At 62.9% G+C, this 16,097-nt stretch carries 11 protein-coding genes; 7 read left to right on the top strand and 4 right to left on the bottom strand.

Features of this window, described 5'->3' with window-relative positions; all coding sequences use genetic code 11:
- Nucleotides 1-2: 2 nt before the first annotated feature.
- The 4 genes from ABJ363_04160 to ABJ363_04145 form a co-directional block, all read right to left on the bottom strand.
- Nucleotides 3-1,295: an MFS transporter gene (locus ABJ363_04160; GenBank protein ID MEP4378172.1), complete on the bottom strand. Its 1,293-nt coding sequence runs from the start codon at nt 1,293-1,295 to the stop codon at nt 3-5.
- Nucleotides 1,285-2,223 carry a DMT family transporter gene (locus ABJ363_04155; GenBank protein MEP4378171.1) on the bottom strand — a complete coding sequence of 313 codons (939 nt, stop codon included), beginning with the start codon at nt 2,221-2,223 and terminating at the stop codon, nt 1,285-1,287. Before ABJ363_04155 ends, ABJ363_04160 begins: the two co-directional genes overlap by 11 nt.
- The gene (locus ABJ363_04150; protein ID MEP4378170.1) at nt 2,220-3,137 is read right to left on the bottom strand and encodes a DMT family transporter; all 918 of its coding nucleotides are present in this window, start codon (nt 3,135-3,137) and stop codon (nt 2,220-2,222) included. The genes ABJ363_04155 and ABJ363_04150 overlap by 4 nt, the downstream gene beginning before the upstream one ends.
- A gap of 80 nt (nt 3,138-3,217) precedes the next feature.
- Nucleotides 3,218-8,092, bottom strand: a complete 4,875-nt coding sequence (locus tag ABJ363_04145) for an NAD-glutamate dehydrogenase (protein ID MEP4378169.1) — start codon at nt 8,090-8,092, stop codon at nt 3,218-3,220.
- A gap of 202 nt (nt 8,093-8,294) precedes the next feature.
- Between ABJ363_04145 and ABJ363_04140 the strand changes: the two genes are divergently transcribed.
- From ABJ363_04140 to ABJ363_04110, 7 genes are all read left to right on the top strand, one after another.
- Entirely contained in the window at nt 8,295-8,675 is a 381-nt protein-coding gene (locus ABJ363_04140; GenBank protein ID MEP4378168.1) for a hypothetical protein, read from the top strand.
- 110 nt (nt 8,676-8,785) lie between these two features.
- Nucleotides 8,786-9,802 carry a fumarylacetoacetate hydrolase family protein gene (locus ABJ363_04135; GenBank protein MEP4378167.1) on the top strand — a complete coding sequence of 339 codons (1,017 nt, stop codon included), beginning with the start codon at nt 8,786-8,788 and terminating at the stop codon, nt 9,800-9,802.
- Between the two features lie 10 nt (nt 9,803-9,812).
- Nucleotides 9,813-10,352: a cupin domain-containing protein gene (locus ABJ363_04130; GenBank protein MEP4378166.1), complete on the top strand. Its 540-nt coding sequence runs from the start codon at nt 9,813-9,815 to the stop codon at nt 10,350-10,352.
- A 156-nt stretch (nt 10,353-10,508) separates the two neighbouring features.
- On the top strand, nt 10,509-11,498 hold the full coding sequence (locus ABJ363_04125) for a tripartite tricarboxylate transporter substrate binding protein (protein ID MEP4378165.1): 990 nt from the start codon (nt 10,509-10,511) through the stop codon (nt 11,496-11,498).
- A 149-nt stretch (nt 11,499-11,647) separates the two neighbouring features.
- Nucleotides 11,648-12,097, top strand: coding sequence for a tripartite tricarboxylate transporter TctB family protein (locus ABJ363_04120; GenBank protein ID MEP4378164.1), 450 nt, complete (start codon nt 11,648-11,650; stop codon nt 12,095-12,097).
- 21 nt (nt 12,098-12,118) lie between these two features.
- On the top strand, nt 12,119-13,648 hold the full coding sequence (locus tag ABJ363_04115; GenBank protein ID MEP4378163.1) for a tripartite tricarboxylate transporter permease: 1,530 nt from the start codon (nt 12,119-12,121) through the stop codon (nt 13,646-13,648).
- 62 nt (nt 13,649-13,710) lie between these two features.
- Complete coding sequence (locus tag ABJ363_04110; protein MEP4378162.1) at nt 13,711-16,056, top strand: xanthine dehydrogenase family protein molybdopterin-binding subunit; 2,346 nt, start codon at nt 13,711-13,713, stop codon at nt 16,054-16,056.
- Nucleotides 16,057-16,097 lie beyond the last annotated feature (41 nt).

The raw sequence follows: 16,097 nt of genomic DNA, 5'->3' as shown, positions 1-16,097 counted from the left end.
GACTAGCGGCTCTGGCGGTCGGGCGGGACATCGCGCACGGTCAGCCAGAGCAGCAGCCCGCCGATGACAAGGAACGGCAGGACGCTCGCCATCCCCCAGCGCTGACTGCCGGTGATCGCCGTGATCAGGGCGACCAGCCAGGGGCCGACGAACGCCGTGGCCTTGCCTGAAAGCGCATAGAGACCGAACATCTCGCCCTCGGTTCCTTCGGGAATAATGCGCGCCATCAGCGAGCGACTGGCCGCCTGGACCGGTCCGAAGAAAATGCCGAGGATCGAGCCGAGAACAATAAAGGCGAGCTTGGACTCGACCAGCAACAGCGGCACACCCACGATCACGAGCCCGCAGAGCCCCAGAAGAACGGTTCGCTTCGCACCGATCCGGTCGTCGATCCAGCCGAACGCGAAGGCGCCGGTCCCCGCCGTCACATTCAGGATCAGGCCGAACATGATCACCTCCGCGACGGGCATCCCGAACGTCCCCGCGGCGAAAACCCCACCAAACGCAAACAGCGTGTTCAGCCCGTCGGTGAAGATCATGCGCGCCAGCAGATAACGCCACAATTGTGGGTGCGCGCGCAGACCGGCGAGGGTGGTGCGCAGTTCCCAGAGGCCCGCCCGTACCGCAGCACCAGCCGTCAGGCCACGCCCACGCGGATCGCGCGTCCAGATGAACAACGGCAGGCAGAAGACCAATAGCCAGAGCGCGACGATCGGACCCGAGAGCCGGATATGCTCGGCCCGGGAGCCATCCAGGCCAAATGGCAGCGGGTCTGCCAGCACAAAGCCGAACAGCACAAGCAGCAGGCCGCCGACGCCACCGAAGTAGCCAAGCCCCCAGGCCCAGCCCGAAATTCGCCCGAGCCAGTTTTGCGGTACGAGCGTGGGCAACAACGCGTTGTAGAACACCATCGACAATTCAAACGCGACGATGCTGACCCCCACGAGGACCAGCAGCAACATTGCGTCGGTCGGGACCGGCTGGACGAACCAGAGCAGGGCCGAGCCCAGCGCCATGATGATCGTGAAGACCCCGAGCCACGGCTTGCGGCGACGGCCCTGATCCGCGACGGCGCCGAGTATGGGGCTGAGGATCGCGATCGCGAGCGCCGCCGTCCCGGTCATGATCGCCCACCAGGTGGTCGCGGTCGCAGGATCACCGACCACGGCCTGGGTAAAGTAGGCCGGGATGACGAAAGTCAGGACGATCGCGGGGAAGGGCGAATTGGCCCAGTCATAGGTGCACCAACCCGCCACGGACTTGCGGTCGAGATTCCGCTGTGAATCAGCCGCCATCGACCCCATCCCCGTCACGGTCCTGCAGGCGCCAGTTCGTCGCCAGTATGCCGCCAACAATACAGATCAGGCCCACCCACACACCGAAGGTGACGGTCTCGCCCAGAACGATCACCGCCGCGACCAATGCCCCCACCGGATTCATGGTCAGGCCAATCGCCACGCGGGTCGGGCTCGTGTGACGAAGCGCCCAGAGCCAGAGAAAATAGGTAAACGCACTGCCGACAACCCCGATGTAAAGCACGGCCAGAATACCGTCTTGCGTCGCGACAACATTCGCAAACGACGCCGCACTGATCGTCCCTGTAAGTGTTCCGACAATGCCGAGAAAAACCGCGCCCGGGAGCAGGTTGCAGATCACAAATATCAACGGCGGATAGCGGCGAATGATTCTTCGTGTCGCCACGTTGTAGATCGAGAGCATGAGTGACGAGGCAAACATCAGGAGATCACCGCGCCACCCACCCGGTATCGCACTCGCGTCCTGCCAGAGTGCGAACCCCACACCCAGGGTCGCGACCCCGACCCCGGCCACCTTGAGCCAGGTAAGTTGCTCGGCCCGAATGCCGGCCGCCAACGCGAGAGTCATGAACGGCACGGTCGAGGCGAGAATGCCGCCCCGTGCAGCCGTGGTGTATGCCAGCGACGCGGATACCAGAAGTTGGCCGACACCGAAAATCAAAACACCAAACCCGATGACAATCCAGAATTCACGACCCCGCGGCCAGCCGCGCGCGAAGACCAGCGCCAGGGGCAACAGCACCGCCGCACCGATCCCCAAACGCAGGATGGTGATGGTCAACGGGTCGATATCGGCGGCGACGAACCGAATGGCCCCAAGCGTGGTTCCTGCCGCAAACGGCGCGACCACGGCGGCGATCGCCGCCAGCAACGCAAGTCTGTGGGTCGGGGCCATGCCGCCGGTCATACCGGCTCAGCCCCGGACTTCTTCGGCCAGTTGGCGACGGCGATTCCGGCGATCACCAATGCGAAACCGATGAGAATCGCGAGCGTGATCTGCTCACCCAGAAGCAGCGCCCCCCAGAACAGTGCCATCAGCGGGTTCATCGGCAGCGCGACAGCCACCAGTGTCGGTGTCGTGTGACGCAGCGCCCAGAGCCAGAGTGTATAGGAAATCGCCGCCGGACCGACCCCGAGATAGGCGATCGCCATCCAGCCCATGCGCGAGAGTTCCGGCGTGAAGGCCGGCGCATCCGTCGCCAGCGCAACCACGTAGAGAAACGCCGAACCAGGCACGACCCCCGACACCACCGCGACCAGGGGCGGATGGCGCCGGAGCCAACGGTTCGACCAGACGCCATACACCGACGTAATCAAAGCGCCGATAAGTACAAGCCCGTCGCCGATCCATGCATCCGGCGGCGCCCCCGCGCTCTGCCCGAGTGCGACGACGATACCCAGCGTCGCCAGCAGGATTCCGGCGAACTTCTGGCGCGTCGGTCGCTCGATCCCGAACACCGCCGCGATCAGGAGTGTCAGGAATGGTGCGGTCATATAGGCCAGCGCACCACGCGACGAGGTGGTGTAGGTCAGCGCATTGGCAAAGATGAATTGCAGGACCCCGAAGAAAATCGCCCCCATGAAACCGAGGATCAGTATATCGCGCGGCGACGGCCAGCGCCGGACGATCACCAATGCAATCGCCGTCAGGATGACCGCCGCGATGACATTGCGCAGAAAGGCAACGGTCACCGGATCGGTCTCGGTCACGAGGAACCGCATGGCGACAAACCCCGAGCCGCCCAATGCCGTCGACAGGCACGCGGCGAGCGCCGCGACAATCGCCAGATTGCTGGCGGTAGGATTGAAGTATCGGCTCACAAGGTGTCCGGTCGAGGCGAGGTCAAACACCGCGCCGCATCAACGACCGGCGCGCGGGGCGACCATGGACCCGCAGTCGTTTACCCGGCAAGCAGATTTCGCAATTGCCCGTTGGCGACCGAAAGCATCGCCAGGTCGACGGTTTCACCGGCGCGCATGTCATCCAGAAGCTGACAGGTGCGTTCCACCGCGCCGTTGCGCGATCCGATCCAGGTCTCGATCACCCCGGCCGCGACCTTCGCGCCGAGCTTGCCGCCGCCGGCGACATCGAGGACCCGGTTGGTCAGTGCCGATTGATGGCGATAGCTGTCATCCACAATGGAATCGATCGCGATCTTTTCCCACTCGCTCTCCGGCGCAATCTCCTTGGATGCGTGGCGCACCCAATCGATCCCGAGCCGGGCGCCGAGTTCGAAGTAAACCCGGCCCGTATCCAGCACGGGCACGCCGGAATCCCGGGCGATACGGACAACATCGCCACCCGCCGCGAGGATGTCCAGGCTCGCAATCCGTTGCGCCAGCGCGGCGGGAACACCCCCGCCGGTGAGCCGTTCGATATGACGGTCGATGCTTTGCCGGTCCTCCGCCGCCACGATGTCCGGCAGCTTCTTCGCCAGCTCGCGAATTCCGGGCGCATAGCGCTCGATCGTCGCCGAGATATCGAGCGGCCGCCGGGCATGGGACAGGAACCAGATCGTCAACCGCTCGACCAGCTCCTCCAGCTCATGAGCCATCTCGTTCTGCGTGTCGGCTGTCACCTTGAGGTCGAGCGCCTCGATGTCGCGCCACAATGGACGCAGGTCGAAGACATCCCGCGCGATGACATAGGCTCTTGCGACATCATCGGCGGACGCCCCCGACCGTTCGGTCAGGTCATGGACGAACGCGGCCCCGACCCGGTTGATCAGCGAGTTGGTCACATAGGTCGCGACGATTTCCCGACGCAGACGATGGCGCGTAACCTGCGTCTCGAAACGCTTGCGCAGGGGGCGCGGGAAATAGCGGGCCAGATCCTTGACCAGATAGGCATCGTCCGGGACGTCGGTCGGCAGCAGATCACCATAGAGCGCGATCTTGGCGTGCGAGAACAGAACGGCATATTCAGGCCGGGTCAGGCCCAGCCCGTCAGCCTGGAGATCGGCCATACGTTCATCGTCCGGCAGGTGCTCGATCGGGCGATCCAGCAGGCCGCGCCGCTCCAGCGAACGCATCACCCGCCATTGGGATTCGAGGAGTTCGGGAGCGCGGCGCTCCGCCTGGGAAATCGCCTGGGTCTGCAGGTAATTGTCGTTCAGGACCAGGTCCGAGACCTCGTCCGTCATCTCGACCAGAAGTGCGTCGCGCTGCTTCAGGTTCATGTCACCGCCCGACACCACATCGTCGAGCGCGATCTTGATATTCACCTCGTGATCCGAACAATCCACCCCGGCCGAATTGTCGATGAAGTCGGTGTTGATTCGTCCACCGGTGCGGGCATATTCGATCCGGCCCCGCTGGGTCACGCCCAGGTTCGCACCTTCACCGATGACCTTGCAACGCAGGGTCTTCGCATCGACGCGCACCGCGTCGTTCGACCGGTCATCCGCGTCGGCCTGGCTTTCGCTTGTCGCCTTGATGTAGGTGCCGATCCCGCCAAACCAGAGCAGGTCGATCTCGGCAACAAGAAGCGCCCGGATCAGCTCGTTCGGGGGCATCTGGTCACGCGCCACACCAAGCAACCGCTTGATCTCGGCGCTGAGCTTGATCGACTTGGCCGAACGCTCGAAAATCCCGCCACCCTTCGAGATCAGCTTCGTCTCATAGTCGGTCCAGCTCGACCGCGGGAGCGCGAACAGGCGCTTGCGCTCGGCGAAACTCTTTGCCGGGTCCGGGTTCGGATCGATGAAGATGTGCATATGGTTGAACGCGGCAACCAGCTTGATGTGCTTCGACAGCAGCATCCCGTTGCCAAACACATCACCCGACATATCGCCGACGCCGACCGTGGTGAAATCCTGCGCTTGGGTGTCATGTCCGATCTCGCGGAAATGGCGTTTGACCGATTCCCACGCGCCCTTGGCCGTGATGCCCATTTTTTTGTGGTCGTACCCGACCGACCCGCCCGACGCGAAGGCGTCACCCAGCCAGAAGCCATATTCCTGGCTCAAACCATTGGCGATGTCGGAAAAAGTCGCCGTGCCCTTGTCCGCAGCCACCACCAGATACGGGTCGTCCGCATCGTAGCGCACGACGGTCTCGGGCGGCACGAGTTTGCCGCCAACCAGATTGTCGGTCACATCCAGCAAACCGCGAATCAATGTGCTGTAGCAGGCAATCACCTCTTCCTGTGTCGCCGCGCGGTCCGCCTGGGGGTCACCGGTCGGCACCGGCAGGTTCTTGCACACGAAGCCGCCCTTGGCGCCGACGGGTACGATCACCGAATTCTTGACCATCTGGGCCTTCTGCAGCCCCAGGATTTCCGTGCGGAAATCCTCGCGCCGGTCCGACCAGCGGATGCCGCCGCGCGCGACATCGCCGCCACGCAGGTGACAACCCTCCATGCGCGGACTGTAGACGAAGATTTCCTTCTTCGGCCGCGGCTCGGGAAGTTCATCGACATTCGCGCTATCGATCTTGAATGACGCGTAGGGTTTGAAGCCGCCATCCTCGGCTGTGGTGAAGAAGTTGGTACGCAGGGTCACATCGACCGCGTTGGCAAACCGGCGGATGATCCGGTCTTCGTCCAGATTCGAGACGGCGTCGAGTCCGTCCGCCAGATCCTTGGTCAATTTCTTGACCCGGCGCGCGCTTGCCGGCGTCCCGGCGACAGCCGGATCGAACCGCGCCATGAACTGTTCGACGATGACGCGCGCGAGGCCCGGATTGTTGGCAAGCGTCTCTTCCATATAGGTCTGGGAGTAGGCGATCCGGCTCTGCAGAAGGAACTTGCAATAGGCGCGCAGCACCAGGATTTCACGCCATTCCAGGCCGGCACCCAAAATCAGCTTGTTGAAGCCGTCATCCGCGATCGACCCGTCGAAGACCCGGGCAAAACCTTCGTGGAAGGATTCTCGCACTGTCGCAAGATCGATATCGGCGCCGGACCGCGATTCCATCTGGAAATCGTGCACCCAGACGGTGCCGGCCCCATCGCCATACTGGTACTCAACCTCGAACGGTTCCTCTCCGATCACCTTGAGGCCCATATTCTCGAGCATCGGAATCACGTCGGACAGGGGCAGTGCCCGCGTCGCATGATAGAGTTTCAGATGCACCGTCTGAGCCTCATCGCCGTCGGGACGATACAGGTTCAGTTGCAATTTCTCCGAAATCCGCGCCGCGTCGATTGAAGCGATATCGCCGACGGCCGCGTCGGGAAGATAGCGGTCGCGATAGGCCGCGGTGAAGGCATTCCCGTAGCGTTGATGCATGACCAGGCCAACCTCTTCGCCGCGTGTCTCGACCAGCGCGTCACGCAAACGGTCTTCCCAGGAACGTGTCGCCTCGCGCAACGCCGCCTCGATCTCTTCAATCCGGTACGGCGGAATTCGGTCCGCGCCCGTTTTGATGACAAAAAGGATGCGCGCGAGGACCGAATCCGTGCCGAAATCCGGGAAGAATGCGACGCAGCTTCCGTCGAAAGAATCTTCCAGAATCCTGGCGAGTTTCTCGCGCAGTTCGGTATCGAAATGGTCGCTCGGCACAAACACAAGCGCGGTGATGTAACGCTGGAACGGATCCTCGCGGACGAACAGCGCCGTGCGCTGACGCTCCTGCAGATGCAGAATGCCCAGCGCATGTTCCAGTAGCAGGTCATCGTCGATCTGCAGCAACTCGTCGCGCGGATAGGTTTCGAGGATGTGGGCGAGCGCCTTGGAATCATGGCTCGACGGCGGGAAGCCGGCACCCTCGATCGCCGTCGTTATCTTCCGCCGCAATATGGGGATGCGCGACGGGGAAAGACTGTAGGCGCCGGACGTGAACAGGCCGACGATCATCCGTTCGCCCGTCACCTTGCCGGATTCATCGAACTTCTTCACGCCAACCACATCCATATGCACGCGCCGATGTACCGTCGCGCGCTGGTTCGCCTTGGTGATCATCACCAGATGAGGCTGGCGAATGAACGACCGTACCTCCTCGGGAAGCGGCGCATCGTCGGCCCAGTTCTCGAATATCTCCCGTCCGGCATCGCGCAACAGACCGAGACCTCCCGGTTGCGCCTTCAGTTTCTGCTTCGCGCCCGTACCCACATGGTCGTATTCGCGATAACCCAGGAAGGTGAAATGATTGTCGAGCATCCATTCCATGAAGGCGCGGGTCTCCTCGATCTCGGCCTTGGCAATCTTCGGCGGTCGGGCTTCGAGGTCGGCCAGAATGCCGGCCACCTGGCCGTGCATGGATTGCCAGTCTTCGACGGACGCGCTGACATCCTGCAGCACCTGCTCAAGCCGTCCGGTGAGGTTGGCCAGCGTCTTGGGGTCGGTCAACTCGTTGACTTCGAAATGCATGAAGCTTTCGGCGCCGGTCCCGTCGGCTGTGCGCGCGACACAATCCTTCATCGTACCCGCCGCCGTGCGTGTCACCTGGAAGATCGGGTGGATCACCAGATGTACCGTCAGGCCCTGATAATTCAGCTCGGCAGTGACGGAATCGACAAGGAACGGCATGTCCTCCGTCACAATTTCGATCACCGTGTGCGAGCCATGCCAGCCATGGTCGTCCTGGCGCGGATTGAACACGCGGATCAGCGGTTCGCCCGGCAATCGCTTCTGCGCGAATTGAAGATATGACTGCGCGGCGGCATAGAGCGTTTCCGCGTCCATCTCGGCGATATCGGCCGGGGGCACATTGGCGTAGTAGGCGCGCAGAAAATCCGCGCAGGCCGCGCCGGCTTCGCTGCCGAGGCGTTTCCTGGCGAGTTGGGCCGCCTTGCTGACCAGATTTTTCTTCCGCGTATCGCTGCGCGTCGCCATCGAATAATTTCCTTTTATGCCCTGCGGTCGGCCGTCCGAATTGGCACGGTCGCCCCGATCGCGGTTTGTTCACGTCGAACATACGAACCGATTGGTAAAACATGGTTAACACCGGCAAGCATTCGTTAACCATGTCTTTTCATAATGGCGTGCGACGAAAACTGCGCCACAGGCGCCGCATTTCCGGAACACGAAGCACACCATGACCGCTCAAGACATCAGCAACTCCGACATCGACACCGGCCACGATCATGCCGTTCCCCTGCTGGAACGCCTGCCGGACGCACTGCGCGCCAGCCTGACGCCGGAACAACGCCATGCGTTCAGCGCCTTCACGGAACCCGCGCCGGCGAAGGCGCACCCTGTCGACCTCCGCGTGACCGTACCGGTGCCCGGCCGTCCCGTGTTTCTTTCGGTTCTCGCCGGCCCCGAGCGGCGTTCGAAGACCCGCAGGTCGGTCGAACGAACCCGCCACCCGCTGCGGACGATCGGGAACATCATCTTTCTTGGATCAAGCCTGGTCGGCGTCTATGTGCTGGGGCTGGTGGGCTTCCTCGCCGCGGGTTCCGTGCTTCAGTTCTGACGCGACGCACCTGCTGAGACGAAACCACCCGCAACGCTTGTACCCGCGTTCCATTTACGAGACCCTTGAAACCGGCTCAGGTTTTTTCAGGGGGGATCGCCTTGCGTCTCGTGACATATTCCACATCCGGTGCCACCCGCGTCGGGGCCTTCATCGACAACGACGACATGATTGTCGATCTCGCCGCGGCCGCGCAGCGCGTGTCTCCCGGCGGCGACATCTCGGTCTTCTCATCGATGCTCGCGTTGATTGACGGCGGGCCGGCGTCTCTGGATCTGGCGCGACGCCTTTGCGAGGCCGATGTCGAGGAGGCACTGCTTGAACGCATGGCGGTGCGCCTCGAAGCGCCGCTGCCCAACCCGCGTCGCCTGCGCGACTGCGCCTGTTTCCTGCAGCATCTGCGCAACGCCCGCGAAATCCGCCACACCCGTCTGGCGGCCCGCACCGACGACCCCGAGGCGGCCCTCGAACGCTACCGCGCTGCCGGCGCGCTCGATGTGCCTCCCGAATGGGTCGCCGCACCCGTCTATCTCAACAGCAATCACCTGAGCGTCATAGGTCCCGAGGACGTGGCAATCTGGCCTCATGAGGCGCGGCGGATGGACTATGAGCTCGAATGGGCCATGATCACCGGCCGCAGCGGATCGAACATCCCGGCCAGTGGCGCGGCCGACCATATTTTTGGCTACACGATCTTCAACGACATCAGCGCGCGCGACATCCAGGCGGTCGAGATCAGGAGCGGTGCCGGCATGGGCGGGCCCGGCAAGGATTTCGACGCCGGCAACGTCTTCGGCCCCTGTATCGTCACCGCCGACGAGATCACAGACCCCTACAATCTGGAAATGTGCGCCCGGATCAACGGCAAAGAATGGAGCCGCGGCAATTCGTCGATGATGGACCACCGTTTCGAACGCGTGCTCGAACATCTCAGCCTCAACCAGACGATCCATGCCGGCGAAGTCTTCGGCTCGGGAACGGTGCCGACCGGTTGCGGGCTCGAACATAACCGATATCTGGAGGACGGCGATGTGATCGAACTCGACGTGGAGTCCCTCGGTGTGCTGACCACCCGGATCGTCAAACCCGCCGACTGGCGCGACCGCAAGAACCCCGACAAGAACTGAGGAGAACGACATGCCGCGCGATATTCGCCGGGTCATTACCGGCCATGACGAGAATGGAAACTCGATCGTGACGATCGACGAAACCATGACCCCGGACCTGGGCCATGTGCTGACCCCGGAGGGTCAGCCGAATGTCCGGCTGTCCGACGTCTGGGTATCGAGCAATGTCCCCGACAGCAATGTCGGCAACGCCGACACCGTCGGCGACAAGGTCACGCTCGAACCCCCGGCCGGCGGCGCGGTGTTCCGCACCCTCGAGGTGCCGCCGGACTCCCAGCGCAACTTCGACACCATGAAAAAATATTTCGAGCAGATGGGCGCCGGAAAACGTCTCGACGGGCAGAAACACCCCGGTATGCACAAGACCCGGTCGGTCGATTATCTGATCGTCATTTCAGGGGAAATCTGGCTGATTCTCGATGATGAAGAAGTCTGCCTGAAAGCCGGGGACACCTGCGTCCAGCGCGGCACCCTGCATGCCTGGTCGAACCGGACGGAGGAGCCCTGCCTGCTCGCCGGCATCCTGCTCGACGCCGAGCCTCTCGCTTGACCCTGTGACCCCGCACCCCCGCCCTGCGGGAACGCGATCCTTGTCTGCGGAGCGGTACTATTTTCCTTTTGGAAAAAATGTTTGCTGTCGCGCTCCCGATAGCGATAGGCTTTGCGGACAAGAAACCAAAAAATCCAAACAGGGGATGGTCGTCTTATGAAACGCATTACATCATTTGTCTTCGCGGCACTGGCCGTGCTCGGGTTCACATTCGTGACTCCCGGCACTGCATCCGCCGCGGATTTCCCGAGCAAACCCGTCCAGCTCCAGGTGCCCTTCGCACCGGGTGGCGGCGCGGACCGGACGTTCCGGTTGTTTGCTCCCTATCTCGCCGAAGAACTCGGTGTGCCGGTGAAAGTCACCAACGTCGCCGGCGGCGGCGGTTGGGTCTCGTGGAGCCAGGTCGTCAACGACTGGAACGCGCGGCGCGATGATCACAAGCTGGCCGTCGTCAACATTCCGCACATCTTCTCGTTCCTGAATCCGGCCATGAAGCGTACAGAGAAGCTGGAATCCTTCAACTTCCTGGCCTGGCACTCCTATGATCCGGGCCTGTGGCTGACACGCTACGATGACGAACGTTTCAAGGATCTGGACGACGTCCTCGCTTATGCTCAGAAGCAGCCGATCATCGTTGCCCCGGGCAGCTTCGGCAGTGATGACCATATCGGTGTGGCATTCGCACAGCAGGCCGTTCCGGGCTTCAAGGCGAAGTTCGTGACCAGCCGTGGCGACAACTCCAAGATTCAGCTCGCGCTGGGCAAGCATGTCGACCTGATCGCCGCCAACGTCGGCTTCTTCATTCCCTCAATCGAGGAAAAGAAGCTGCGGCCGATCGCCGTCCTGCATCCGACCCGCTGGGACCTGCTGCCCGACGTCCCGACGTTCGAGGAGATCACCGGCAAACGCAACATCACCTATGCCGGTCGTACGCTGGCGACTGCCAACGGTCTCGAAGACGAGAAGCGTGCGGTCTATCTCGCCGCCATCAAGCGGGCGATCGCCAACCCCGAGTATATGGCCAAGGAAGCCGCCAACAAGAACCATCTCATGTTCGCCGAAGGCGACGAGATGTGGACGCTCCTGCGTGAAGGTCAGAAGGTTGCCGAGCAGGCTGCCTACTGGGAACAGGAAGGCGTCCAGTAAACACCAGTACGTTATACGGGTACCGGAAACGCCGTTTCCAAATGCACGCCCCGTCGGTTGATCCGGCGGGGCGTGTGGTCCCGCTCGTGACAATGTGAGAGCGACACAAGAACGCTCCGTTCAAGAGATATCCTGGGGGGGGGGATTTCATGACACGATTAATGGCTGAGCGGCTCGTCGCCATAGGTTTGATCCTGGCGGCCGGCTTCATGTACACCCAGACGACCGGGTGGCCAAAACGCGCCGGGGCATTTCCGCAATTCGCGGAGATCGGCATCATGGTGCTCGCATTCGGCATGCTCGTGCGCTCCCTCACCGCGCGCGACAAGGAACGCCTCCGGGGCATGGTGAAGTTCGACTTCTCCTACACCGCCTGGAAGCCCGTCTACATCATGCTCCTGGGTGTTATCTACACCTTCGCCGTGTTCGAGATCGGCTTCTACGTTACCTCCTTTTTCTTCTATTTTATCGCGGCCTACATGACCGGCCTGCGCGACCACAAACTGATCGTGCTCACCGCCGTCATTCTGTTCCCGCTGCTCTACGCATTCTTCACCCTGGTCCTCGGCGCGTTTCTGCCCGAAGGCATTCTCTTTTAGCGCCACGCGGAGATTAGGATCATGGATAGCATCGACTTTCTTCTCAACGTTCTGACTCTCGCCAACATCGGTGCGATGTTCGTCGGCATCGTCGTCGGCCTCATCATCGGCGCCATCCCGGGCCTCGGACCGCCCATGGCCATCGCCCTGATGATCCCGATCTCGTTCGAATGGCCGGCTGAAACCGCGCTCATCCTGATGGTTTCGACCTATGCCGCAGGTATCTACGGCGGCTCGTTTACCGCTATCCTGCTGCGCGCGCCGGGCACATCGGCGTCGGCGGCCTCGGCCATCGAAGGCTACGAGATGACCAAGCGCGGCCGCGCGACCGAAGCCATCCGCATGTCCACCTTCGCCTCCGTGATGGGAGGTCTGATCTCCGGATTTGCTTTGCTCTATCTGTCGCCGCCGCTGGCCAAGGTGTCGCTCCTGTTCGGTCCGGCTGAATTTTTCGTGGTCGCCCTGCTCGGCCTGACGGCGATCGCCGCTGTGTCCTTCGGGGCCGTCCTGAAGGGGCTGATCGCCGGGCTCGCTGGTCTGCTGATCAGCACCATCGGTGTCGATGCGGCGTCGGCCTATCCGCGATTCAACTACGGCATGACCGGTCTTTTGTCCGGCGTCGGTATCCTGCCCGCCGTGATCGGCCTGTTCGCATTCGCCCAGGCGCTGACCCTGTGCGAGGGCAGCCCCAGGACCAATATTTCCGGCAAGGCGAAACTCAGCTGGAACATCATGCCCCGCTGGTCGGAGATCATGCATTGCCGCTGGTCGCTGGTGCGTGGCTGGGTGACCGGCCTGGTTATGGGCATCGTGCCCGCCGCCGGCGCCAGTGTGGCCCAGTGGATCGCCTATGCCTGGGAGATCCAGCGCGGCAAGCCCGGCGACAAGTTCGGCGAGGGCGAGGTCAAGGGTCTCGCCGCCACCGAGGGTTCCAACAATGGCGTGACGGGCACCTCCCTGATCCCGATGTTTGTGCTCGGTATTCCCGGCGGCATCTCGGCAGCCGTTATTCTCGGCGCGCTGATGATCCACGGGCTGCAACCGGGCGATCGGCTGTTTACGGACTCGCCCGAAGTCATCTTCACGGTGATCTGGGGCTTCATCCTGGCCAACTTCTTCATGGGCGGGATCGCCGCCGTGATGGCGCGCTTGCTGGCCTATGTGACCCTGTTCCCGCGGGGCCTGCTGGCACCGATCATCATGATCTTCTGCGTCGTCGGCACCTTCGCCGCCAGCGGAAACCCCTGGGATGTGTGGATCATGGTCGCCATGGGGATCGTCGGCTATCTGGCGCAGAAGTATAATTTCTCGCCGGCCGGTATCCTGCTGGGCATCATCCTGGGTCCGATCGCCGAAGAAGGGCTGCGCAATGTGCTGATCGTCTCGGACGACAGCCCGCTCAGCTTCATCTTCAGCCGTTGGATCTCGGACGTCATCATCTTCATGATTGTCATCGCGCTGTACTACTCGTTCAAACCAAAGGCCTGGGACCAGGCCGTCGAGCAGGGCGAAGCGGCACTCGCAGCCGGCGATGAACAGAAGGGTGACTAGGCCCTGATGCCGAGTTCCCGCGTAAGCATGTTGCCAACCCCGGCGCGTTCCGGGAGCTGTTGATGCGCGAATACGGCATCGGCCAGTCGGTGCCGCGGGTCGAAGACCGGCGCCTTCTCACGGGCAAGGGCAACTACACTGACGACCGCAAGGTGCCGGGGGCGGCCTATATGGCCATCGCACGCTCACCCCATGCGGCAGCGGACATCCGCGCAATCGACACGTCTGCCGCGGCCGCGATGCCCGGCGTCATCGAGGTGCTGACGGCTGAAGATCTGAAGGCGGATGGCATCGGCGGGCTGGCCTGCAGCGTGAAACGCAAACAACGCGACGGCGCCCCCATGGTCGAGCCGCCATACCCGCTGCTGGCCGACGGCGAGGTCCATCTGGTCGGCATGGCCGTCGCGGCCGTCATCGCCGAAACCTACGCCCAGGCGGTCGACGCGACAGAGGCGATCGTGGTCGATTACGCGCCGCGCGACCACGTCATCGAGACCGGTCGCGCCCGGGACGAAGGCGCGGCGGGAGTCTGGGACACGGTACCCGGAAACGAAAGTTTTGTTTTCTCCCTGGGCGACAAGGATGCCACCGACGCGGCCTTCGCAACGGCTGCGCATGTGGTCGAGCTGGACTATGTAATCAGCCGCGTGTCGACCAACACCATGGAGGTGCGCGCGGCGATCGGCTACTTCGACCCGCTTGAGGGACGCTACACACTCTATGCCGGGTGCCAATCGCCGCACCGGCTGCGCGCCGACCTCGCGAAGAACGTATTCGGAATTCCTGCAGGCAAACTGCGCGTGATCTCGCCCGACATGGGTGGCGGATTCGGCATGCGCGGCAGCCCCTTCGTCGAGCACGCCCTGGTCTTGTGGGCGGCAAGACGCACGGGGCGTCCGGTCCGTTTCACGGCAACCCGAAGCGAGGCGCTGATCAGCGATTACCATGCCCGTGACAACGTCTCCCACGCCGCGCTCGCGCTCGATGACGACGGCAGGTTTCTCGGCCTCAGGGTCTCCACCGACGCCGCACTGGGTGGCTATCTCAGCAATTCCGGGCCTCATTCACCTACCAACAATCTCGGTGGCCTGTCGGGCGTCTACACCACGCCTCATGTCCATGTCGAAGCACGCGGCGTGTTCACCCACACAAGCCCGACTGCGACCTATCGGGGTGCCGGGCGGCCGGAAGCCTCGTATGGCCTAGAACGGCTGATCGACACCGCCGCCCATGATCTCGGCATCGACCCGGTCGAGCTACGCCGGCGCAACCTGATCCCCAACGAGGCTCTGCCCTATGACACGGGGTTCGTCTTCACCTACGACAGCGGTGATTTCGCCGGCTGCCTCGACAATGTCATCAGCGCGGCAGACCGTGACGGCTTCGAGGCACGCCGCGCCGAGGCCGCGACCCGTGGCAAGCTGCGCGGCATGGGCATCGCCTCGGTAATCGAGATCGCCGGCGGACCGCTGCCGCACCCCAACGAGGAAAGTGCAGCCGTGCGTTTCGATACCGATGGCGGCGTATCGGTTTTGATGGGCACCCACTCCCACGGTCAGGGCCATGAGACGGCGTTCGCCCAGATCGCATCCGAGGCTCTCGGCGTTCCGTTCGATTCGATCCGGGTCCAGTATGGCGACACCGATCTCGTGCATCATGGCAAGGGTACATTCGGCTCACGCTCGATCAGCGTCGGCGGGGCGGCACTTCTGCGCGCATCGGAAAAGATCGTCGAACGTGCGACCCTGATTGCCGCCCATTTGCTGGAGGCCGCGGCCGCCGATATTCAGTTCGACAACGGCGTATTCACCGTGTCCGGCACCGATCGCGCCATTTCACTTACGGACGTGGCCAAGGCGTCCTACCTGCCGGCCAAGATGCCGCGCGAAATGGACATGGGCCTCGCCGAGGGCGCCATCATCGTGCCACCCGGGCCGACCTATCCCAACGGCGCGCATGCCTGCGAGGTCGAGATCGACCCCGACACCGGCGTAGTCGAGATCATCGCCTATACCGTATTCGACGACGTGGGCGTCGCCCTGAACCCGATGATGGTCAAGGGCCAGGTACATGGCGGCGTGGTCCAGGGCGCGGGCCAGGCGCTGCTCGAACGCGTGATCTATGACCCGGATAGCGGCCAGCTGCTGACCGGCTCCTTCATGGATTACGCCATGCCGCGCGCCGATGATTTTCCGAGCTTCGACGTGCACGAACACAACATCCCGTCGAAGAACAACCCGATGGGCCTCAAGGGTGCGGGCGAGGCCGGCACCGTGGGGGCGCTGCCATCGGTCATGAATGCCGTCTGCGACGCGCTGCGCCCTCTCGGCATACGCCATATCGACATGCCTGCCACGCCGGAAAGAGTTTGGCAGGCCATTCAAAACGCCAACCAAAACGCCGTATAATCGGCACCAACAATCCAACAAAAATTCCAATCCAAGGAGAG

This window comes from Alphaproteobacteria bacterium (assembly GCA_039980135.1).
Classification (GTDB): domain Bacteria; phylum Pseudomonadota; class Alphaproteobacteria; order UBA6615; family UBA6615; genus UBA8079.
This window is presented reverse-complemented; position numbering and strand designations above follow the sequence as displayed.